We start from the raw sequence: 20,321 nt of genomic DNA, 5'->3' as shown, positions 1-20,321 counted from the left end.
TTTTAGGCATTTTAATGGTGAATTTAAAGTGCCACTAAACTTTGTGGGCCGCTGGCATCCGGTACAGCTTTTGCCCCAAGCGGCATGGGGTTGACGAACGTTGCACTGCCGGGCACGGACTGCAAAGGGGCAGATTTTTGGCCGTATTTTTTATGTAGAATGGAGTAAAGATGGTTATTGGCAGCATTTGGCTGATTGTCTTTGCCACGGTGTCCTCATTTTCGCGCGGAATCATTTCGGTGATTGACCGCTACCAGATGGGTTACCGCAAGCAGAGTTCAATCGACGTCAATTTTTTAAACAATATTTGCAGTTCGGTTTTAGTCACTTTTTTTCTGGCGTACGTGCTGGTTAAATTCCCCCTGCCCCGCATCACGGACGGGTATCTGGTCAAGGTGGCGCTGTATGCGCTCTTGGCCCAGGTGGTCGCTTACGGCTACAGCTACGTGTATAAGAAGGTGTCCATCATGCAGTCGGTCATCTTGAGCAAACTGACGGACCTGTTTATCCCGCTGGCGCTCTTCTGCACGATGGGCTACTTCAACCGGTCGTCGTACCTTGTTTCCCTTTTATCGACCCTGATCGTGGTGGCCTACATTGCCTATGCGCAGCGGCACAACGCGTTGGACCTCAAGGTCATGCTGCAGACCTTTGCCGTTTTGGCCCCGCTCTTAGTTATTCAGGCTGCGGTTTCACCGCTCTTGACCACGGGCCTGGTCAAGCCGATTGACCTGGTCTTCTTTACCATCATGACGATCTACCTGCGCTGTCTGATTTCGCTCGTGACCTTTTGGTATAAAAACAAGACGCTGAAGATTGGCGGGGCCACCTTAGTGGGCCACGTTGCCCTGCTGTATGGCGCGCGGGCTGTTTTGACCCTTTTGGCCCAGGTCACCTACACGCTGGCCACGTCGTCCGCCAATTCCGGGATTGCCTGGGTCTTTTTGAACATGACCGCTCTGTACAGCGTGATCTTTGGCGATCTTTTCCTCAAGGAAAAGATGAAGCTTACCGATATTCTGGTGATCGTCTGTATTTTTGTCCTCGTGCTACTTGCGCGCTAGAGCGGGGCAGCAGGCTTCTAGTCTGTTGACTAGAAGTCTTTTTTTATTCGGTAAAATTGGGGACAGGTCGTATTTTTAATTGCTTAAATTAAAATAAAGGTGTATATTTCATTAAATAATGTGTGAAAAATTTAAATTGTACATTGACAAAAATATCTAGGCAACGGAGCGCAAGCAGGTGCTCAACCGCCAGCAACAATTGGAGATAAATAATGATTATTGAAACCCAAAATCTTTCCAAGCAATACCAGAAGGTCGTGGCCGCTAAACTGCTGCACAAGGAGCGCAAGCAATTCTATGCAGTCCAAAAGGTGTCGCTTGGGGTCAAGCCGGGTGAACGCGTGGGGCTGGTTGGTCTCAACGGGTCCGGTAAGTCCACCCTGATCAAGATGATCCTGGGAATCCTGCAGTCGACCAGCGGCACGGTAAGAGTCTTTGGCGTTGACCCGGTCGCCAGCCGGCAGAAGAACGCCATGAAGGTTGGGGTCGTCTTCGGCCAGCGGAGTCAGCTGCGCTGGGACCTGCCCGCCATGGACACCTTCAAGTTAAACCAGGAGATCTACCGGGTTGCCCAAAAGGACTTTGACGAGCGGGTCGCACGGCTGGCCGAGATGCTTGATGCCGGCGACTTCCTGCTCCAACCCGTGCGCAGCCTCAGCCTGGGCCAGCGCATGAAGGCCGAGTTCATCGCGGCCCTGATCCACGACCCGGATCTCATCATCCTGGATGAACCGACGATAGGACTGGACGTCTTGAGCAAGAATAGCATTGTGCGCTTTCTTAACACGCTGACGGACAAGACCATTATCTTTACCTCGCATGACCTGGACGAGGTGGAAAAGGTCTGCACGCGCATCGTCATCCTCAACCAGGGCCACCTGGTTCTGGACAAGGATAGTCGTGCGGTGGCCAACCTGGACGTGCCGGCCACGGTTACCTTTGCCAGTGCCCGCAGCTGCTACGGTGACCTGCAAAGAGTCTGGCCGCATTTAGAGCAGCTTGAAAACGGCAGCTACCAGCTGGCCGGCGTTGGCCGCGGCGAAATCAAGCGGGTCTTGAGCCGGATTACCGCAACCGTGCCGATCGATAACATTGAAGTCAAGTCGGGCAAGCTGGAATACCTGCTCGCACACACGCAGGAAGGGGGCGAACGCCAATGAGATACCGCCTAATGCTGTTCAAAATGGGGGTGAAGAAGGGTTTTTCGTCCAAGTACGTCCTGCTCTTCTACCTTTTTTCCACGCTGATCTCAATTATCGTGCAGTACTTCCTGTGGCAGGCCGTGCTCGTCAACCGGCCGGCCATTGAGTTCAAGCAAACGCTGAGCTACCTCGTCTTGATGCAGCTTCTGACCGTCTTGTTTCCCAAGACGAGCTACGACGTTAGCGACAAGGTACAATCGGGCGATATTGCCTTGGACCTGTTGAAGCCGGTAGCGATTGCCACCCCACTGTTTTGGGAGGGCGTTGGCTACGCGGCGGCCAAGTTCATGCTCGTGGGCCTGGTCAACATCGGCATCTACCTGTGGGTGCTGGACTTCCGGATAACGCTGGCGGCCGTCTTAATGGTGGCGGTGGCCGCTATCCTGGCCTATATTTTGTACTTTGAACTGGAAATGCTCCTGGGCACCCTGACGTTTTACACCTACAGCATCTGGGGCATTTCCACCTTCAAGGAGGCCATCCTGCTGGTCTTGGCCGGCAACGTTTTTCCGGCCTACTTTTACCCGGCGGCACTAAGGACGCTGGCGTCCTTTTTGCCCTTCCAGTATTCCTTTGGTGCGGTCGGCATGCTGGCCCAAACACCATCGCCCAGCCTGTTCTTCCGCGTGGCTGCGATCCAGCTGGTCTACATCGTGCTCTTTGCCGTCCTATTCAGGGTGCTCTTTAAGCACGCCGTCACCAAGACGGTCATTCAAGGAGGTTAATTATGCGCTACCTCAAACTCTTATTGACCTACATGAAGGTCAACCTCAAGTCGCTGGCCGTTTACGACGTGGACTTCTACTTTGCCATCTTTGGCATGATTATCCAGAACGTTTTAAACATCGTCGCCTTGCGTTTTATTTTTAACCTCGTGCCGCGTATCAAGGGCTACAGCTTTGAACAGCTGCTCTTGACCTATGCCCTGGCGACTTTGGCCTGGTCGATCTTCCGCTGCTTCTTCATCAACACGCTCAACATCGCCGACTACATCCACAAGGGCAGCCTCGACACCATCCTGATCAAGCCGGTCAACCCGCTCTTCCAGCTGGTCAATGAGCGGGTTGACGAGGACTCATGGGGCGACCTGCTGGTTGCGCTGCTTCTGCTCATAATCGTGGACATCCACCTGCATAACCCCTGGTACATCACGGTCATGTTCATCTTTATCTCCTTTTTCACCGCGCTGATCTTCATGAGCCTGGCGGTTCTGGGCAACACGGTGGCACTGTTTTCGAATGGCCTGTCGGATCTGGCCGAGACCACCTTCGACTTCTTTGAGATGAGCAAGTACCCACTGGCCATTTACTCGGGGGTCCTCAAGGTGATAATGACCTTTGTCATTCCCATCGGCTGGGTGGCATCGATCCCGCAGGAACGGATTGCCCAGCGGCACGAGTGGATTTGGCTGGCCATCATACCGCTGGTCTGCATCTGCTACTTTGTCCTGGTTTACCAGCTTTGGCGCCTGTTTCTGAAAAAATACCAGAGCACGGGCAGCTAATAGCCAACCAAGCAAAAAAAGCTTCTTACTAGCGGTCATAAGCTGGCAGCAAGAAGCCTTTTTTATTGAAAAATTTAGCTGGCACATTGTTTGTGCTTGAGAAAGTCCAGCAGAAGCAGGGCGGATTTTTATGGGTGCGCGCCCAGCTATTAACAATTAAGGGCTAAAAATCGAATCCTTCAGCCGCGTTAAAAACAGTTCCGCTACCGGCGATAAGTTGACCCCTTGTTTCCAAATCACTTTAATGGATTGGCGGACCTCAGGTACTAATCTTCTGAACGTTAAGCCGGCTTCTTCGGAGGTATCTGCGAGGTTAGCCAGGGTAAACATCAGGGCCGCCCGGTTTTTCACCATCAACGTGCCGTTGAAGTTCAGGTTATACGTGCCAATGAAATTGACGCAGGGGTTGTAGTTGCCCAGCCAATTTTGAAAAAGCTGCAGTTCTTGGGCCTGTTGCGAATTGATGACGGTGCGCCCGGCCAGGTCGTGCGCCGTGACTGCCTCTTTTTGCGCCAGCGGGTCAGTGGCCGGCATCAGTACGCCCCAGACGCCTTTTTCGGGTAGTGTCAGCGCAGCGTAATTAGAGGTGGGAACGTCACCGATAATGACCGCAAAGTCGGCAAGACCGCTGTTTAGCTTGCGCTTGGCGTAAGCATAGTCGCCGCTCAACAGGTGGATCTTAACGGTAGGGTAATCCCTGATGATTGAACTGACAACGTTCATTACCCGCTGCATGCCGCTGCTCTCACCGGCTGCAATGGTCAGGTCCCCGCTGACAATGGTCGTGGACCGCAGGCTGCTTTTGGCTTTCGCGGTCAGGCTGAGGATTTGCTGTGCCTGGCCCAGCAGGTAGTGGCCGGCGGGTGTCAAAACCAGGTGTCGCTTTTGGCGACTGAATAGTTTGGTGCCCAGCTCTGTTTCTAAATCCGCAATCTGCCGTGATAATGCGGGTTGGGAAATCAACAGTTTTTTGGCTGCCCGGGTCATGTTGCCTTCACGGGCAACCGCAACAAAGTAATTCAAAGCTCTTAGTTCCATTATGGCCTCCGGTTCCGTGACAATGACTGCAATCAAGGCGGTCATGCGCTTTAGTTGTGCTAAGTGCTTATTATAACAAATATTGCACGCGGGCCTGGCGGTGCGTAAAAATTTCCACGTGAAACAGCGCTTGGCCAACACCTGCGCAGCCGTTCACCGGGGCAGAAGGTGCACTAGCATTAGCACAAGGGAAAACGGCCCTTAACTAGATGTCCTGGCCCGTTGGTCTGACCAAGATTTCATTAATATCGACGTTTGCGGGCTGATCCATCATGAAGAGTGCGGCGCGGGCCACATCTTCTGAAGTCAGGATGCCATTCTTGCCCCGGTTGGCCTGTTCATAAGAGTCTTTGATTTCATCATCGCCAATGGTGGAATACAGGTTGGTCTCGACGCTGCCCGGTGAAATAATACCGGTCTTAATGCCGTTTGCGTGTTCTTCTTGGCGCAGGCCTTCCATGATGGCGCGTACCGCAAACTTGGTTCCGTTGTAAACCGCGGAGCCGGGGTAGAGCACGTGTCCAGCAACGGAATCGGTGGCCATAATCAGCCCGTAGCCCTGCTTTTTCATGATTGGCAGGGCGCTGGCAATGCCATTCAACACGCCCATGACGTTGATGTTAAGCATCTGTTGCCAGGTCGCTCTCTTGGCCTTGATTAAATTGCCCTGGGGCATGATGCCGGCGTTGTTATACAAAACGTCCAAATGCCCGAACTTTGCAACCGCCAGGTCAATCAGGCTTTCGACCTGCTCTGCCACCGTTACGTCTGTGACCTGGTACAAGATCTTTTGCCCACTGGCTTCTTCAGCTGCCTTTTTCAGGTCATTTTCGTTTCGTGCACCGATTACGACCCTGGCGCCAGCTTGTGCAGCCAGTTTGGCGGTCGCTGCGCCCATGCCGGTTGATCCACCGGTGATGACGATTACTTTATCCTTTAAACTCATTGTAATTTCCTCCTTAACTAGTATAGTTAAACTGTAATACTTAAAGTTAAGGTTAAGTCAAGCCTGAAGGGAGCCAAGAATAATGAAAATATCAGAAGTTGCAGAAAAAGTTAATTTGACGCCGGTAACGCTGCGCTACTACGAAAGGGTGGGCCTGCTGCCTAGCGTTGAACGCAAAAACGGTGTCAGGGACTACGCGGATAGCGACCTTGAATGGATCAACTTCATCAAGTGTATGCGCCAGGTCAAGATCCCTATCGATGACTTAGTGGAGTACACTAAGCTCTTGCAGCGGGGGCCGGAAACGAAGGGGGCCCGGCGTCGAATCCTGGCGAATGAACTGGATCGATTAGAAGAAGAGGAAAAGGCCCTCCAGGAAACGATTGCGCGGTTAAAAACCAAAATCGGTCTGTACGACCAGGGCAAGATCAATTAAAATTTAGTCCTTGCAGAAATACAAAAAGAAGACTGGAAATGATCCGACCCCTGAAATTGTCTTAATTTTGGGGGTTCACATCACTGTGCAGTCTTCTTTTTGTTCAGATGCTTAATTCACCTTAGAGTCTGCTTAAGTCATCCACAATTTGGGCAACGGTTAAATGATTTTCCCGGTAAAGCTCAGCTAGCGGCACCTGGTCCGTGTAGACCCGCTTTTGGCCGTAGTTAAGGACCTTCACGCTGCGTGTTGCTAAGTAGGAGGCGACCTTTTGGCCAAAGCCGCCGTCGAGCAGGTTGTCTTCCAGCGAGACGATTACTTTGTGATCATTGGCCAGGTCATCCAGAGTCTGCTTGTCTAAGATGTTGGCGGAAATAGGGTTGACCAGGGTGGCACCCGTCTCGGCTGCCAGCTGTTCACCCAAAGAGTAGAAGTCGCCTAAGGCCAGGACCGCAACGTTTGTGCCCTTTGTAACCTGATAGCGAATGTGCGAATAGTCTTGTCCTGTCGGGGCCTCGTCTCCCTGAGCTACGGCCTTGGTTGGAAGTTTGATGGCTACGGGGTGATTTCTCTGCGTCACGGCCCACTCCAGCATCGCCTTTTCCTCGGCCAGCGTGGTTGGAGCCAGGTAGATCCAGTTAGGCAAGTTGGAAATTAATACCTGGTCAAAGACACCGATATGGGTCTTGGAGTTAGCGGAAAGGCCGCCGCCCCCGACGACCATAACGACGGGCAGGTTGTTGGCTGCTACGTCATGGGAGAGTTGGTCAAAGGCGCGCTGCAGGAAGGTCGAGTTTTCAAACAAGACGGGGATGCCGCCCTCCTTGGCAAATCCGGCCGCAAAAGCGACGGATTCCTGTTCGGCGATGCCAACGTCGGTGTAGTTGGCAGGGTGCTCGTTTTTAAACTGATCAAGGTCAAAGGCACCGGGGATGGCGGGATCGATGGCCATGATTTTTTTACCCGCCTCAACTTGCGCGGTTAGCACATCAATTGCCACGGAATTGGGCGTGGGCGCACTCACCTGCGGGGCGGTCGTCTGGTCAGTGGTTAAATCAAATGGCATCACCCAGTGGTGGGCTTCTTCGTCTGCCACTGCCGGCTCGTAGCCCTTGCCCTTAACCGTATTGATGTGCAAAAGAATCGGGTGGTCAACGTCTTTGACCGCCTGAAAGGCCGTAATCATGTCTTCAAGGCTGTTGCCATCTGCCACGTAGCGGTAGTCAAAGCCCATGGCCGTGAATGGGTTTTCCGGTGCTTGGCCGTTTGCGGCGCGCAGTTTGTCCAGGGCGGTAACGAGTCCGCCCACGTTTTGGTCAATTGACCACTGGTTGTCATTGATGACGACCACCAGGTTGTGCGGCTCAATCGCGGCGTTGTTCAGTCCCTCATAGGCCAGGCCGCCGGTCATGGAGCCATCACCGATCAGCGCCATGATGTTTTCCCGTCCGCCCATCAGGTCGCGCGCCTTGGCCATGCCCGTTGCGAGGGCAATCGAAGTTGAAGTGTGTCCAATTGCATAATAATCGTAGGGACTCTCGTCCGGGTTGGAGTAGGGCGTGACGTCTTCGTAGTGATCCGGGTCAAGCCAGGCTTGTGCACGGCCCGTCAGCATCTTGTGTGGGTAAGTCTGGTGGGAAACGTCCCAGACAATCTTGTCCTTGGGTGCATCAAAGACGTAGTGGTAGGCAATGGCCGTCTCCACGATGCCCAGGTCGGGTCCCAGGTGGCCACCCTCAGCCGCGTCTTTTTCCAAAATCAGCGTTCTAATCTCCTGGGCCAATTTTGTCAATTCCGGGATGCTCAGCTTTTTGAGGTCTTGTGGTCCCGCAATGTGGTTTAATAAGTAATTCTCGTGTTTGTTCATTGTAAATGCCTCCGTGCAATTATTATAGGAGTAATTATGCTGCCAATAAACTACCTTTTAGTATTGGAAAGAATTCCTATTGGTAGTATAACAGGTTAAAGTGCAAGCTTGACGCCTACCCCTTTTTTGCCCAAGAGTTGTCTTAGCTGTTCAGGACTTGTATTTTGCAAGTGGGCAATGGGGGTTAGGCTCCAAGAATTGGTGCCATAGTAAATTGATAGCTTATCGCCCTGGTAGAGAATAATGTCGCCTGGTTGTGCGTGCATTTCTTCGTTGTTTTGCGGCAAGGTCCACGGCAGATTGCCGACTTTTTCAAAGTTGCCGTAATCGTTTAGGTGCAGGGTTAAACTCTTATGCCTTAACTTGTTCTTCAAGGCCTGGGCAGATGAATTCTGCGCCCACTTAGCCTTTAAAACGGTTTTGCCCACGGTGATTTTTAAATCTCCATTCATTTTTCTCTTGGTCCTTCTTTTAGAGTTAGTTCTTTTTGCGACTGAAATGCTGGTTAGCGGCGACTTTGTGCTGGGTGAGTGCCAGGCGCTGAAGAGACCACCGCCAAGAAGCACCACGAGAACGGTTGCCAAAAAAATAACCACTTTTTTGTGTGCCATTTTAATTGCCTCACGATCTGTTAATCTTTTGAGTAAAAATATAGACCTTAAAGTCGAGTTTAAGTCAACCTTGATTTCAAACCATTAATTTTATTTGAAGGCAGTAGACCACTTTACGTTGTTTTTGTCAAATGGCAAAAATTAATCTTTTATTGACAGGTAAAGCAAAAAAAATTATACTTTCTATGACTGTATGACCAAATTAAATTATTTAGTCACAAAGCAAAAAAACAACAAGAGCAAAATGAACGGGGAGTAGCCATGGGTAGAGGTTTTACAAAACAAGAAAAAAAGGAATTAAAAGAGCAGCTAATCCAAGTATTTACCAATGAACTAAATTATCAGAAAATCAGTTCAATCAACATTGATGACTTGGTTAAAAAAGTGGGGATAGCCAAGGGCTCTTTTTATCACTTTTTTAAGTCAAAGGATGAACTGTTTGCTGAGGCAATTAACCAAGTTCAGGAGGATATTGTCAATAAATCGTTGTCCATTGCCAAAGAAGATGATTTGCCCGCCAAGGAACGACTGAAAAAGCTGCTTCTTTATCTGGTTGATACGGTTAGTCAATATCCTTGGATAAAGCAATTGTCTAACGTCGAATACGACAAGGTTATTCGGCGCCTGCCGAATGAAACGAAGGAAAAGCTGCGCCAGAAGGATATTACTGACTTGGCGAAAATTTTAAGGGAACTGGACTTAAAGTCAACTTATCCGCATGAAGCTATTTCTATCATCGTACAGATTATTTTATCATCCGCTGCCAATAAAGATGATTATGGCGATAAGTACGGGAAGGCGACCGCAATAATGATCGATATTCTTGTCGATAATATGTTTAAAAAGGTGAATTGATAATGGCTAATAACACAATCATTGAAATGAAGTCAGTCTGCAAGGTCTATCAGAGTGGCGGTGAAAAGTTGTATGCCGCCAATCACCTCAATCTGACGATTGAGGATGGAGAACTGGTGGTGATCGTTGGTGCAAGTGGGGCTGGTAAGACAACGTTGCTGAACTTATTAGGCGGGATGGACACTGCTTCTTCCGGTGAAATCAATGTTAACGGCGTGCGGATTAGTGATTATTCTGAGAAAAAATTAGCACTCTACCGCCGAAATGAAGTGGGCTTTGTCTTTCAATTTTATAACCTGATTTCCAACCTGACGGTGCTAGAAAACGTCGAATTTTCTAGTAGCTTTACTAAAAATCCGCTAGATCCTCCCAAAATCCTACAAGAAATTGGGTTAGGCCAAAAATTGGCTTCGTTTCCTTCAGAACTCTCTGGCGGCCAGCAGCAACGCGTCGCGATTGCGCGTGCAATCGCCAAGAACCCGCTCCTATTGCTGTGCGATGAACCGACAGGGGCACTTGACTTTAAGACTAGCAAGGAAGTTTTGCGTCTCCTGGCCGACTTTAACCAGTCCTACCGGAAAACGGTCGTTATCATTACCCACAATTCGGTTCTTGCCCAAATGGCAGATAAAGTAATCAGAATCAAGGATGGCCAGATTGCCGCTGTTACGCACAACCAAGATAAAATCCCGGTGGAAGAACTAGAGTGGTAGGTGGGAATATGGGAATGACGTATTTATTCAGGAAGTTCTGTAGAGAAATCTTGCGGGAAAATGGCTCACAGATCCTGTCGCTAATTATCATTGTTTCAATTGGAATTGGTTGTCTTATCGGCTTTGCAAAATCATACAGTGATTTAGACAGCACCTTTTCTCAGTACTACAAGCATTCAAACTTGGAGGATATGGAGATTTCCGGCATCTTTTCTGCTAAAAAGGTGCGGCAAATTAAAAACATTCCGGGCGTTAAGGAACTTGCACAAAATTATGATTACCGGGTCAGCAGAGAGAATACTAACTTGCTGGTTGGCGGATATGCCAAGAGCAATAAGATTAATCGCCCAACGCTGCTAGCAGGCAGGTATCCGCGGAGAGGCGATGTTCTGGTTGATCACTTATACCTCAAAAAGAATAAGCTCAAACTTGGTGATCAAATTAAGCTTGTTGTGAATGGATTAAAATTCAGGGAAAAAATCTCGGGCAGCATCCGCAGTCCTAAATATTTATACATGACCGAAAACACGGCCGAGCCGATTCCAAATCACAAAAAATACGGCTACGCGCTGCTGCCTAACGCGGAGCTTAAACAACTCGGTCTGCCGGTCAATTCTCTCGCAATCACGGTAACCAAGCCGGCTCAAATAAGGCGGGTTGCCAACCGGATACGGAAAATGGATTACGATGCGCTTGTCATTAAGCGTCAGGACCTCATGAGCTACAACATGATTCATAGTAAGCTTGAGACAATTAAAAATATCGCCGGGGCTATTTCAAGTGTTTTTATTCTGTTGACCATTGCAGTCACGTTAATCAGTTCCGCCAAGCAGGTCAGCAATAAAAGGGCAGAAATTGCGTCCCTTAAAGCCCTAGGAATCCCTAAAGGCGAGATTCTAACCTACCTCTTTTTTCCTGGGATAGTCACGGCCGTTACCGGGACGATTGTCGGCTCACTGGTTGGGATCTTGGTTTTTCCACCGATAATTACCACGGCGCTAGCAACTTTGTTCGACTTTCCGCCGACCGTGCACGGCAACTATGCCTTCCTAATAGTTGGTGCATTTGGCACGGTTTTGGCAGTTGAACTGCTTGCGCTGATGATTAATGTGGTTAAGCTGCTGAATGAGTCTGCTGCCGATTCCATGCGTCCAGCAGTTAGTGCAGCCAGAGCCAATACTTTTTTAGCAAAAATACCCTTTCTTTGGCGCCACCTTTCATTTAAGGTCAAGTTATTGGTGCGCAATATCGCCAGTGGCCGGATTAAATTCTTATTCAGTGCGCTTGCACTCGCCTTCTGCGTTACGCTTTTGATTTCTTCCTTTGGCCTAAAGTCCGCTCTTGGCGATATTGAAAAAACCGAGTTTCATGATATTAGAAGATATGATATTAGTGCCAACTTGGATGCTAAAAATCCTGCTGGTAAAATCGTCCATGATCCGTTGGTAGTCTATGCTGATGACTATTCCATGGTTCCAGCCAAGGTAGGTGACACGGATACACACCTAAATGTCATTGGTCAAAATGCGCGGTCAATCAACTTGCCTGCAAGCGGTAAAAATAGGCTTGGCTTTAACCGCCTTAAGGGCGTGTACGTCTCGGTCAAATTGGCCCGCAGGCTAGGTCTAAGCAAGGGCACGAACGTCAATATCAAGATCTTCAATAACAATAAGTACCAGCAGGTTAAGGCGAAGATCAGGGGTCTCTATACCAGTTACACGAGTCAAGGGTTCTACACCACCTATAGCTATTTGAAGAGTCAGGGCGTGGCGGTGTCCGTTCAAACGAAATTTATTAAGTCACGGCATGTTCAAGCTGAGCAAAAACGGTTGAGTAAGGATCCCCGGATTAAAAACATTTCGCTCAAAAGCAAACAAAAAACGAGCTATGAACAAGCTTCGACTTCGGTTAATGCCATCTTGGTGATGATTGTAATTATTGCAGCGCTACTGCTCTTTGCCGTTATTTACAACATCAGCACCATCAATATTGCTGAACGCAAGCGGGATATTGCCACCGAGAAGGTTTTGGGTCTAAATAGTAGTGATATCAACAGGCTGGTTTTAGGTGAAAATGCACTGTTGGTGGCAGTTGCGACGGTGATTGGAACAATTATTAGCCCGTGGATGTACAATTTGCTTGGTAGTTCAATTGCTTCAGATGATATGTCTTTTCCAGCACAATTTAATCTGACCTGCATTCCAGTTTCGCTTGGTCTGATTGTCTTATTTTTAATGTTAACCAGCCTTTTTCTCATTCGCAAGGTTAAGCAGATTAACCAGCTAGAGGCCCTGAACGGTTTTGAATAAGGAGATAAGTGATAAGCGAATGCTATTAAAAATATAATGGCAAAATTAGGCCGGCAAACTATAATTATCATTAATTACTTTAAGTGGGTGAGTTGAGTGGAAGATAAAGCATACAAGATTGGGCAATTTGCCAGGCAGGTGCAACTGTCGATTGACACCTTGCGCTACTATGAAAAGGAAAACCTGATTGTTCCCAAGCGGGATCAAAATAATCGCCGGATATATGATGAAAGCGATTTGCGCTGGATTGAATTCATCAAGCGTTTAAAGCAGACGGGCATGCCCATTAAGGAAATTCAGCAGTATGCCCGGTTGCGCTACCAGGGAGACGGCACCATAAATGAACGCTTAGACCTGCTGTACCAGCAAAAGGAGCGCTTGGCCGCGGAATCAGCGGTGCTCGCACGACACATTGCCTTTTTGGATCAAAAAATTGGCATCTACCGGGCCAAATTGAAATTAATTAAGTAAAAAGGGGATACCAAAGCCAAAACTGGCGGTGGTATCCCCTTTATTATTGATAAATTTATTATCCCTGCTCTCGCCGAGTATTGCATCATGCAATCGACAATTATTCATGGTGCTCATTTTGGGCAAAAACTTCCTTGGCAACGTTAATTGCGTTCAGCACCTTGGGAAACCCCACGTAGGGCAGGCACTGAATAAATGCTTCCGTGATTTCGGTAGTGGTTAAACCAACATTCAGGGCGGCCTGAATGTGAACGTGCAGCTGCGCGGCCGTATCGCCCTGCGTCAATAGGCTGGTGATGGTGACCAATTCGCGCTGCTTGAGGCTAAGCCCCGCCCGGTTATAGATGTCGCCGAAGGCAAATTCCAAAATATATTTGCCCACGTCAGGCGCAATCCCCTGCAATGACGCCATTACGTTATCTGCGGCGGCACCGTCTACCTGTGCCAGCGTTTTTTGGCCTAATTCTAATCGTTTGTTTGTTGACATAAATTTGTCCTCCGTTAGTTTTATAGTTTTAATACTACGAAGGTAATCGTAATTGCTGGAGTTAACTCCATGTCAAGGACAAAGGTGCATTTTTGTTTTAAAATATTGAGACCGGTGCCCGTGCAATGTATAATTACCGCAGGAGAAACTATGAAAACAATTGAATTTGGTCAGGATCACCCGGAAGTAATCATTTTGCTTCATGGTGGCGGCCTTAACTGGTGGAACTACCGGACTGAGGCTGAACTATTGGCCACAGATTATCACGTGATTCTGCCGGTTATCCCGGGTCATGCGGGTAGCGAGCAAGATTTTATTAGCATTCGGCACTGTGCCCAAGAAGTTATTGCTTTGATTGAGCAAAAGTGCAATGGATCGGTGCTTTTAATTGGCGGCTTGTCGCTGGGTGCGCAGATTGCTATTGCGGTTTTGGCCTTGCGTCCAGGCATTTGCCGCTATGCCATGATTGAAAGCGCCGCAGTCATTCCGGCGCCGCTGACCCACGCACTGCTTCCGCTGGCACTAAAAACCAGCTATGGCTTAATTAAGCAGCAATGGTTTGCGCGCTGGCAGTTTAAGGCGCTCAAAATGGATGAGCGCTATTTTGCCGACTATTACCGTGATACGTGTCGCATCACCCGCCAGAACCTAACCGCAATTTTGCTGGCCAACACCAGTTTTACGATTCCTGCCAGCTTGGGCCAAACCAGTGCGCAAATAGTCTTCATTGTCGGGGGCAAAGAGGGCGGGAAAATGCAGCGCTCCGCATGCTTATTGCAGCAAGCGTGTCCCCGCAGCATAATCCGAAGAGAGGCGGGCTTGTATCACGGTCAGTATTCGCTTAGTTACCCGCACAAGTTTGTGACAGATCTGGGTGAAATCATAGAAACGGCTTGTAGCTAATGTTTTTGGCATGGTGCCTATTGCCCCAAATATTGTTTCTTTAACGTGCAGTTCTAAGGGGCGGGACAGGATTAACGAGTAACGGGGCAGAAATAAACCTTGGTTTATCTCTGTCCCGTTTTTGCTAATACAGGTTATGGATTTTTTCAGCAATGCTATTTCTTACGGACTATGAAAAGCACGTCAAGACTTAAATACTTGTTTAAAATAAAAGTCGCGTTGTACTATGCGTCCATAATAATTACCGCACGTATATAGCTAATTGAAGAAGATTGTAATTAAGAAAAAGACTGGCAAATCACGTTACTAAACGCTGTTTTACCAGTCTCTTAAATTGTAAACACGTTAGTGTTTAAGCTAAAAGTACTTCCTAGACTATTTGATTTTTAGTGTCCCTGGTGCTTGGCACGTCTTTTTTCTTGCTTTTGAATGAACCGCGCTTGTTTTTCTTCATGCATTTGCTCAACCGAAGTTTTTTTCTTGGCCACTTTCAAATTTTCAAACTGCTTTTTTAAAGCCTGTTGGGCTTTGGTACTGATACCCCTGCTCTTGACAGCTTTGTTAACCAAGCGCTGCCTTCTTTTGGGGTTGACATGCTGCACAACGCTTTTTTCAATACTAGTTTTATAAAAGCTTAACTGAGAATATTTTCTATTCACAAGGTTTAAGATTTCCGGCATCTGGGGGACGGAAGCGCCCAAGTTGACTTGCGCCACATAATAGTCACTGCCGTCAATTTTCTCAAAAATAGCCTTATAAAATGGATCATCAAAGATGATGGTTAGCTTTCCCTTTAACACAATGTGTTCCTCCTAAATAAAAATGATTAATTAGGAAAGCCGGACGACCTAGGAGGAAGGTTACTGATTCAATTGTTTGAACATTCGGACTACCAACCGAATAGTGTTTTTGCTTTCCACAAAAAATTATATCGTAAAATTAATACTAGCTGGTATAATTTTCAGACTAAAAAGCATTTATTATGAGCGGATTATGATTCGCTGACGATTACTAATGATTTGATTGCTTCGCGGCAATCCATCGCCTCGTACGCTGCCTGAATCTGGTCTAGTGTGAAGTGCTTAGTGAAGACCTTGCCGGGATGGATCTGTCCTTTTAAAACAGCATCCAGTAAAACCTTGCGGTCATCGCTTGTTACGGCTGCAGTACCACCGCGCAAGCCAATGTTCTTCCAGAATAAGTTATTGGTATTCATTTCCGCTTTTTGGGGAACGCCAACGCGTCCGACAACTGCTCCCGGACGTCCGACCTGCATCGCGGTTGCAACGGATTGCGCGGTGCCCACGCATTCTAAGATGGCATCAGCACCATTACCAGAAGTTAAATCCATTACCCTTTGAACGGCCTCTTCACCGCGCTCTGGAACAATAGCGGTTGCGCCAAATTCCCGTGCCAGTCGCTGGCGGTCTTCATGGCGGCTCATGGCGATAATTTTCTTTGCGCCCAATAATTTGGCTGCAATGACACCGCATAAACCTACGGCGCCATCGCCGAAGACTACGACTGTATCGCCGGCCTTCACTTCGGCACTGGTGGCTGCGTGGTAACCGGTAGCCATTACATCTGCTAAAGTTAACAGATCATTTAGTTGGTCGTCAGTATAATCACTGGGGTGGCCGGGTATTTTAATGAGTGCCCAGGCTGCATTTTGAAACCTGAGATATTCCCCCTGATAGCCACCGTTAGGCTCATCGCTCTGGTTAAGGCAGTCGCCGTCAAAGCCGGCAAGACAGGCAGCGCAATATCCGCAGCCATGTGTAAACGGGGCAATGACGAAGTCGCCCGGGTGCACGTTAGTTACCTCAGCCCCCACTTCTTCCACGATGCCAATGGCTTCGTGTCCAACAGTAGTATTGTGCGGGCGCTGGGAGATTCCCCGGTACCACCACAGGTCGGAACCGCAGACACACGTACGAATAATTTTAATGGTTGCATCGGTTTCCGATTTAATTTCAGGATGAGGATATTCGTGCAATTCAATTTTTCCGGGTTCAATAAAAGTTGCAGTTTTCATTATTGCTTTCCCCCTCTTATTTTATCGCCATAATAAAAGTTGGCTGTAGCACCACCATCAATTAAAAAGGTTGAACCGGTAATAAAGGCGCCCTTTGAATTCAGCAATAATTCTGCTACGTTGGCTACCTCATCAGCTGTTCCAGGCCGCCCGGCTGGCGACTTAGCAAACATTTCTTTATAGAAGTCGCCGCGAATGCCGTTAAACTCATCTAAAGCAAGCGGCGTGACGATGATGCCCGGTGCGATAGCATTTAAGCGGGCCCCTTGCCTAGACCACTTTAAAGCTTCCGCCATTACCCGTTTTTCGTTGCAACGTTTGGCCAGTTGATAGGCATGCAGAGTATCCTTAATATTTTCAACTTGCAGCAGTTCCAAGTCCAGCAGTTCTTCAGTAGGAGTGAGGGCCAGTTGTTCGTCTTGCTTAGGCGTTCGGGCATGCGGTGGCCAGATTGACTGGTAATGGTCACGCCAACGCCGCCCGGGGCAATAACGTGGCCGACTTCTTCCAGCAAGACGGCAGTACCATAGAGATCAACCTTCAAGATGGCCTCAATTGATGCCTGGCTTGGCGATAGGCCAGCGCCATTAATCAAAGTTGTGATTGGCCCGTATTTTTGACCGGTTGCAATCATTTGCTGAATAGATTGGCGAGATGACAGGTCCATTTCTACTGGCTCAACATCAAAGCCGGCTTCAGCCATTGTTTTGCCTATAGTTTGGGCATTTTGGAAGTTTTTGTCTCCCAAAATGATTTTTTGGTCGGCACCCATTCTCCGGGCTATGGCCATGCTAATTTGACCGGCGCCGACTACTAACATAACTGGTTTATTCATTATTAATTTCTCCTTTTTAATAGACTGGGCGCTCTTCGCCCTGGGTATCTGGATCAGCAATGCCAATGCTTTCATTGACGAAAAGACTTGGGTTGGCAATGATTTGCAAAATTACGTCTGCAATACTTTGGCGCGATCCAGATACGCCATTGTAGGGCTGCTTGCGTGTGGTAATAGTATATTTGACTTCATCGCGATCATTGAGCCAAGGCAGACGCAAAGTAGTGTACTTAAGGCCGGATGCTGCTAGCAATCGGTCAGAATTGATGGCTTCTTGGAGTCCGGGCAAGACCTGCTCGTGGTTCCAGCGGCCAAATTCACCGCCCACTTCGTTATATAAGCCAAGAATATTGGTGAAGATGATGCGCTGCACGTTTTGCTTTTTCATGGCAGCAATGACGTTTTTGGTAATCACATTTTGGGGACTGTGATCTACAACGCCAACAAAAACCAGATCTTGACCGGCAACTGCTAGTTCTACGTCGGCGGCCTTGGTCAAGTCAACCTCAAGAACGTGAGCCTGCTTGTTAAAATCAGCCAATCGCTGACTTTGGCGTAAGCCAAGCGTCAAATTCACCTTATTAAAGGCCGGCTCGGTTAAGATGCGACGTTCAACAATGCGGGCAATCTGCCCATTAGCAGCTAAAATTAAGACCTTCATGGCCCACCTCCTATGCTCGATTAATACCTAAGCTGTCGCGACTGCCAAGTTGCGGATCATGTGCTAGCCGTAAGACTAAGTCGGCGATGCTCCTGCGGGAGACGTCATGACCGCCAAAGGGTTCGCCCTTGTGGGTAACCTGGTAGTCGATATCGTTGCCATTATCAAACCAGCCTGGTCGAATAATGGTATAGTTCAAAGAAGAATCCGCGATAATGTCAGCAGCCTGGCGGTAGCTGGATAGTACCGGGCTGTTCTTTAGGTTGCCTGCAGCACCGATAGATGCGGGGATTTCATTATAAATGCCCATAGAGCTAATGAATAGCAAGCGCTCAATGCCGGCCTTAGTCATTTGATCGACTAAGGAGCGTGCCATTTGAGGTAAATCTCCACTTAAAGCCGCAAAAACCACATCCTGCCCTAAAAGCGCTTCGTGCAGGCTAGCGGCAACAGTCACATCTCCTGCAATTAGGCGTTCACGGTGGGGATTGATTGTGTTTTGCAAAGAATCGATGTGGCGCGCCATTAGGGTCAACTGATCGTCTGAATGATCTAAAAAATACTGTCTGGTAACGCGGCCAATCGACCCGGTAGCACCAATAATTAAAACTTTGGTCATTGATCTTGTCCTTTCTTATAGCAAGTATGCTAATTGTATTACCTTAGACTTACTGTAAGGCAAGGCGAAATTAAAAAAATAAAAATCTGTTGTGGTAGCATTTAACAACTTAAAAGTAGCGCATAGGCTAAAGTTGCTCTATACTGCTTTTAAAAGAAAAAGGGAGGTGTAGTACGATTGAATTACAGTGTGCACGAAGCTGCTGATAAAGTGGGCCTGACCGCCTATACTCTGCGCTATTATGACAATCATGGGATGTTGCCTTATGTAAAACGGGATGAGAACAACAACCGAATCTTTGATGACGTGGACTTAGAATGGATTAAAATCATTATTTGCTTGCGTGAAACGGGGATGCCCCTGAAAAACATCCAGCACTATTTGCAATTAGTCAAGCAGGGAGAAGCAACTGTTCCTGAACGTTATCAAATCATGCTGGATCAGCAGCAGCGAACGCTGGCAGAAATTAGTGAACTCAACCAGCATTTGGCAACCATTAATAAAAAAGTAGCCCATTATGCCGATACGTTGATTAATCAAAAACCAGATTCATATGAGCCCTCAAACATTGCAAAGCTGCATTCGTTGAAGCAAAAATAATTTTAAATTAATGGTACAAATTAATTGGTAAGCTAGTATGATGATATTAACCAGATAATAATTATTAAGGAGGGCTTCTGGATGAAAATCGGTTTTATTGGTACAGGCGTGATGGGCAATGCAATTTGCTTGAATATCTTAAAGGCGGGGCACCAATTATGGGTCTACAACCGGACTAAGAGCAAGACGGACAACCTGGTTGAAAAAGGCGCCACTTGGTGCCCGCATCCCCAAGCGGTAGCCGCACAAGCCGACGTGATTTTCACGATGGTTGGTTTTCCCACTGACGTCGAACAGGTCTATAGGGGTAAAGACGGGCTCTTGACGGCCCCCGTCGAAGGCAAGTATCTCGTTGATATGACGACCTCTAAGCCGTCCCTGGCCCAAAAAATCTTTGATGAAGGCGAAAAACGCGGCGCCAAGGTCCTGGATGCACCCGTTTCCGGGGGCGACTTGGGTGCCAAGAAGGGCACGCTGACTATCATGGTCGGCGGTGACGAAGGGGCCTACCACGATCTAGAGGGGCTCTTTCATGACTTTGGCAAGACGGTGCACTACTTTGGCCCAGCCGGATCGGGACAGAACACTAAAATGGCCAATCAGATCATGATTGCGGGCACCATGACGGGGATGACCGAGATGCTGGTCTATGCCAAGCAGGCGGGGTTGGACCTGCCCGCTGTCCTTGAAACGGTGGGCGCTGGCAGTGCGGCCAACTGGAGCTTGTCCAACTACGGCCCGCGGATTCTTAAGGGCGACTATACACCGGGCTTTTTCAGCAAACACTTCTTAAAGGACCTGCGGATTGCCCTGGAAACGGCCCAGGAAATGAAGGTCGATTTGCCAGCCACCAAGGGGGCCAAGCAGCTGTACGAGCAGCTGGTCGACGACCGGGGTCTGGGTGACTTAGGCACGCAGGGATTGATCAAGCTCTGGTGGAACTAGGTCAGGCTCAATCCCAAGTTATGACTAAAATGCAAAATAAAGAGTCTGGGAAAAAACTAGATCCTTTGACTTAATAAACTAAAGCAGGCAAACCACTTTTTAGTGATTTGCCTGCTTTTTGTCTCTACTGAATTGCGGTTGATGGTCCCAGCTGCCCCTTGGGGCCACTTCCGGTGCCAATATTTACTCAAGTTCATGGTCATAAGCATTAAACCTAGGT

At 48.4% G+C, this 20,321-nt stretch carries 21 protein-coding genes and 1 pseudogene; 12 read left to right on the top strand and 10 right to left on the bottom strand.

The genetic code is table 11. The features are described 5' to 3' along the window. Positions 1-170: 170 nt before the first annotated feature. The 4 genes from AC2JF8_RS04205 to AC2JF8_RS04190 all read left to right on the top strand — a co-directional run bounded on the left by AC2JF8_RS04205 (position 171) and on the right by AC2JF8_RS04190 (position 3,770). Positions 171-1,064: an EamA family transporter gene (locus AC2JF8_RS04205; protein WP_500761326.1), complete on the top strand. Its 894-nt coding sequence runs from the start codon at positions 171-173 to the stop codon at positions 1,062-1,064. A gap of 212 nt (positions 1,065-1,276) precedes the next feature. Continuing rightward, complete coding sequence (locus AC2JF8_RS04200) at positions 1,277-2,224, top strand: ABC transporter ATP-binding protein (RefSeq protein WP_500761324.1); 948 nt, start codon at positions 1,277-1,279, stop codon at positions 2,222-2,224. Beyond that, entirely contained in the window at positions 2,221-2,991 is a 771-nt protein-coding gene (locus tag AC2JF8_RS04195; RefSeq protein ID WP_500761322.1) for an ABC transporter permease, read from the top strand. Before AC2JF8_RS04200 ends, AC2JF8_RS04195 begins: the two co-directional genes overlap by 4 nt. Further along, complete coding sequence (locus AC2JF8_RS04190) at positions 2,991-3,770, top strand: ABC transporter permease (protein WP_500761758.1); 780 nt, start codon at positions 2,991-2,993, stop codon at positions 3,768-3,770. Before AC2JF8_RS04195 ends, AC2JF8_RS04190 begins: the two co-directional genes overlap by 1 nt. 156 nt (positions 3,771-3,926) lie before the next feature. On the opposite strand, the gene AC2JF8_RS04185 is transcribed toward AC2JF8_RS04190, so the two are convergent. Both AC2JF8_RS04185 and AC2JF8_RS04180 read right to left on the bottom strand, forming a co-directional pair. Beyond that, positions 3,927-4,808: a LysR family transcriptional regulator gene (locus tag AC2JF8_RS04185; protein WP_500761756.1), complete on the bottom strand. Its 882-nt coding sequence runs from the start codon at positions 4,806-4,808 to the stop codon at positions 3,927-3,929. Between the two features lie 205 nt (positions 4,809-5,013). Next, entirely contained in the window at positions 5,014-5,754 is a 741-nt protein-coding gene (locus tag AC2JF8_RS04180; protein WP_500761320.1) for an SDR family oxidoreductase, read from the bottom strand. An 82-nt stretch (positions 5,755-5,836) separates the two neighbouring features. On the opposite strand from AC2JF8_RS04180, the gene AC2JF8_RS04175 reads away from it, so the two are divergent. Then, entirely contained in the window at positions 5,837-6,190 is a 354-nt protein-coding gene (locus tag AC2JF8_RS04175; RefSeq protein WP_500761318.1) for a MerR family transcriptional regulator, read from the top strand. A 121-nt stretch (positions 6,191-6,311) separates the two neighbouring features. Here the strand turns inward: AC2JF8_RS04175 and AC2JF8_RS04170 are convergent, their stop codons facing one another. Next, positions 6,312-8,057, bottom strand: coding sequence for a 1-deoxy-D-xylulose-5-phosphate synthase (locus AC2JF8_RS04170; protein WP_500761316.1), 1,746 nt, complete (start codon positions 8,055-8,057; stop codon positions 6,312-6,314). 95 nt (positions 8,058-8,152) lie between these two features. Further along, entirely contained in the window at positions 8,153-8,668 is a 516-nt protein-coding gene (locus AC2JF8_RS04165) for a cyclophilin-like fold protein (RefSeq protein ID WP_500761314.1), read from the bottom strand. A gap of 261 nt (positions 8,669-8,929) precedes the next feature. On the opposite strand from AC2JF8_RS04165, the gene AC2JF8_RS04160 reads away from it, so the two are divergent. The 4 genes from AC2JF8_RS04160 (at position 8,930) to AC2JF8_RS04145 (ending at position 13,016) form a co-directional block, all read left to right on the top strand. Then, positions 8,930-9,523, top strand: a complete 594-nt coding sequence (locus AC2JF8_RS04160) for a TetR/AcrR family transcriptional regulator (protein ID WP_500761312.1) — start codon at positions 8,930-8,932, stop codon at positions 9,521-9,523. Positions 9,524-9,525: 2 nt separating this feature from the next. Then, the gene (locus AC2JF8_RS04155; RefSeq protein WP_500761310.1) at positions 9,526-10,236 is read left to right on the top strand and encodes an ABC transporter ATP-binding protein; all 711 of its coding nucleotides are present in this window, start codon (positions 9,526-9,528) and stop codon (positions 10,234-10,236) included. Positions 10,237-10,250: 14 nt separating this feature from the next. Then, a complete protein-coding gene (locus tag AC2JF8_RS04150) occupies positions 10,251-12,545 on the top strand; it encodes an ABC transporter permease (protein ID WP_500761308.1) in 2,295 nt (764 codons plus the stop codon). 96 nt (positions 12,546-12,641) lie between these two features. Then, positions 12,642-13,016 (top strand): MerR family transcriptional regulator, encoded by a 375-nt coding sequence (locus tag AC2JF8_RS04145; protein WP_500761306.1) that lies wholly within the window; start codon positions 12,642-12,644, stop codon positions 13,014-13,016. 100 nt (positions 13,017-13,116) lie between these two features. Here the strand turns inward: AC2JF8_RS04145 and AC2JF8_RS04140 are convergent, their stop codons facing one another. Continuing rightward, positions 13,117-13,503, bottom strand: a complete 387-nt coding sequence (locus AC2JF8_RS04140; RefSeq protein ID WP_500761304.1) for a carboxymuconolactone decarboxylase family protein — start codon at positions 13,501-13,503, stop codon at positions 13,117-13,119. 150 nt (positions 13,504-13,653) lie between these two features. Here AC2JF8_RS04140 and AC2JF8_RS04135 point away from each other — a divergent pair, with 150 nt between their 5' ends. Next, positions 13,654-14,406: an alpha/beta hydrolase gene (locus AC2JF8_RS04135; RefSeq protein ID WP_500761302.1), complete on the top strand. Its 753-nt coding sequence runs from the start codon at positions 13,654-13,656 to the stop codon at positions 14,404-14,406. A gap of 386 nt (positions 14,407-14,792) precedes the next feature. Here the strand turns inward: AC2JF8_RS04135 and AC2JF8_RS04130 are convergent, their stop codons facing one another. The 5 genes and pseudogenes from AC2JF8_RS04130 to AC2JF8_RS04110 all read right to left on the bottom strand — a co-directional run bounded on the left by AC2JF8_RS04130 (position 14,793) and on the right by AC2JF8_RS04110 (position 18,556). Next, positions 14,793-15,206, bottom strand: coding sequence for a YjdF family protein (locus AC2JF8_RS04130; protein ID WP_500761300.1), 414 nt, complete (start codon positions 15,204-15,206; stop codon positions 14,793-14,795). Positions 15,207-15,397: 191 nt separating this feature from the next. After that, entirely contained in the window at positions 15,398-16,441 is a 1,044-nt protein-coding gene (locus AC2JF8_RS04125) for a zinc-binding dehydrogenase (protein ID WP_500761298.1), read from the bottom strand. Beyond that, positions 16,441-17,276 (bottom strand): annotated as a pseudogene (locus AC2JF8_RS04120) (SDR family oxidoreductase). Before AC2JF8_RS04120 ends, AC2JF8_RS04125 begins: the two are co-directional and overlap by 1 nt. 16 nt (positions 17,277-17,292) lie before the next feature. Further along, on the bottom strand, positions 17,293-17,937 hold the full coding sequence (locus tag AC2JF8_RS04115; protein ID WP_500761296.1) for an NAD(P)H-binding protein: 645 nt from the start codon (positions 17,935-17,937) through the stop codon (positions 17,293-17,295). Between the two features lie 10 nt (positions 17,938-17,947). Next, complete coding sequence (locus AC2JF8_RS04110) at positions 17,948-18,556, bottom strand: NAD(P)H-binding protein (protein ID WP_500761294.1); 609 nt, start codon at positions 18,554-18,556, stop codon at positions 17,948-17,950. A gap of 177 nt (positions 18,557-18,733) precedes the next feature. On the opposite strand from AC2JF8_RS04110, the gene AC2JF8_RS04105 reads away from it, so the two are divergent. Both AC2JF8_RS04105 and AC2JF8_RS04100 read left to right on the top strand, forming a co-directional pair. After that, complete coding sequence (locus tag AC2JF8_RS04105; RefSeq protein WP_500761292.1) at positions 18,734-19,156, top strand: MerR family transcriptional regulator; 423 nt, start codon at positions 18,734-18,736, stop codon at positions 19,154-19,156. 81 nt (positions 19,157-19,237) lie between these two features. After that, positions 19,238-20,101: an NAD(P)-dependent oxidoreductase gene (locus tag AC2JF8_RS04100; RefSeq protein WP_500761290.1), complete on the top strand. Its 864-nt coding sequence runs from the start codon at positions 19,238-19,240 to the stop codon at positions 20,099-20,101. Positions 20,102-20,321: the final 220 nt, after the last annotated feature.

This window comes from Lactobacillus sp. CA30L, from assembly GCF_059900845.1.
This window is presented reverse-complemented; position numbering and strand designations above follow the sequence as displayed.

Coding starts and splice junctions, on each gene's coding strand:
- AC2JF8_RS04150 (WP_500761308.1), top strand. CDS start 10,251: ATGACGTATTTATTCAGGAAGTTCTGTAGAGAAATCTTGCGGGAAAAT.
- AC2JF8_RS04135 (WP_500761302.1), top strand. CDS start 13,654: ATGAAAACAATTGAATTTGGTCAGGATCACCCGGAAGTAATCATTTTG.
- AC2JF8_RS04175 (WP_500761318.1), top strand. CDS start 5,837: ATGAAAATATCAGAAGTTGCAGAAAAAGTTAATTTGACGCCGGTAACG.
- AC2JF8_RS04200 (WP_500761324.1), top strand. CDS start 1,277: ATGATTATTGAAACCCAAAATCTTTCCAAGCAATACCAGAAGGTCGTG.
- AC2JF8_RS04160 (WP_500761312.1), top strand. CDS start 8,930: ATGGGTAGAGGTTTTACAAAACAAGAAAAAAAGGAATTAAAAGAGCAG.
- AC2JF8_RS04110 (WP_500761294.1), bottom strand. CDS start 18,556: ATGACCAAAGTTTTAATTATTGGTGCTACCGGGTCGATTGGCCGCGTT.
- AC2JF8_RS04155 (WP_500761310.1), top strand. CDS start 9,526: ATGGCTAATAACACAATCATTGAAATGAAGTCAGTCTGCAAGGTCTAT.
- AC2JF8_RS04205 (WP_500761326.1), top strand. CDS start 171: ATGGTTATTGGCAGCATTTGGCTGATTGTCTTTGCCACGGTGTCCTCA.
- AC2JF8_RS04100 (WP_500761290.1), top strand. CDS start 19,238: ATGAAAATCGGTTTTATTGGTACAGGCGTGATGGGCAATGCAATTTGC.
- AC2JF8_RS04180 (WP_500761320.1), bottom strand. CDS start 5,754: ATGAGTTTAAAGGATAAAGTAATCGTCATCACCGGTGGATCAACCGGC.
- AC2JF8_RS04165 (WP_500761314.1), bottom strand. CDS start 8,668: ATGGCACACAAAAAAGTGGTTATTTTTTTGGCAACCGTTCTCGTGGTG.
- AC2JF8_RS04195 (WP_500761322.1), top strand. CDS start 2,221: ATGAGATACCGCCTAATGCTGTTCAAAATGGGGGTGAAGAAGGGTTTT.
- AC2JF8_RS04170 (WP_500761316.1), bottom strand. CDS start 8,057: ATGAACAAACACGAGAATTACTTATTAAACCACATTGCGGGACCACAA.
- AC2JF8_RS04125 (WP_500761298.1), bottom strand. CDS start 16,441: ATGAAAACTGCAACTTTTATTGAACCCGGAAAAATTGAATTGCACGAA.
- AC2JF8_RS04115 (WP_500761296.1), bottom strand. CDS start 17,937: ATGAAGGTCTTAATTTTAGCTGCTAATGGGCAGATTGCCCGCATTGTT.
- AC2JF8_RS04140 (WP_500761304.1), bottom strand. CDS start 13,503: ATGTCAACAAACAAACGATTAGAATTAGGCCAAAAAACGCTGGCACAG.
- AC2JF8_RS04185 (WP_500761756.1), bottom strand. CDS start 4,808: ATGGAACTAAGAGCTTTGAATTACTTTGTTGCGGTTGCCCGTGAAGGC.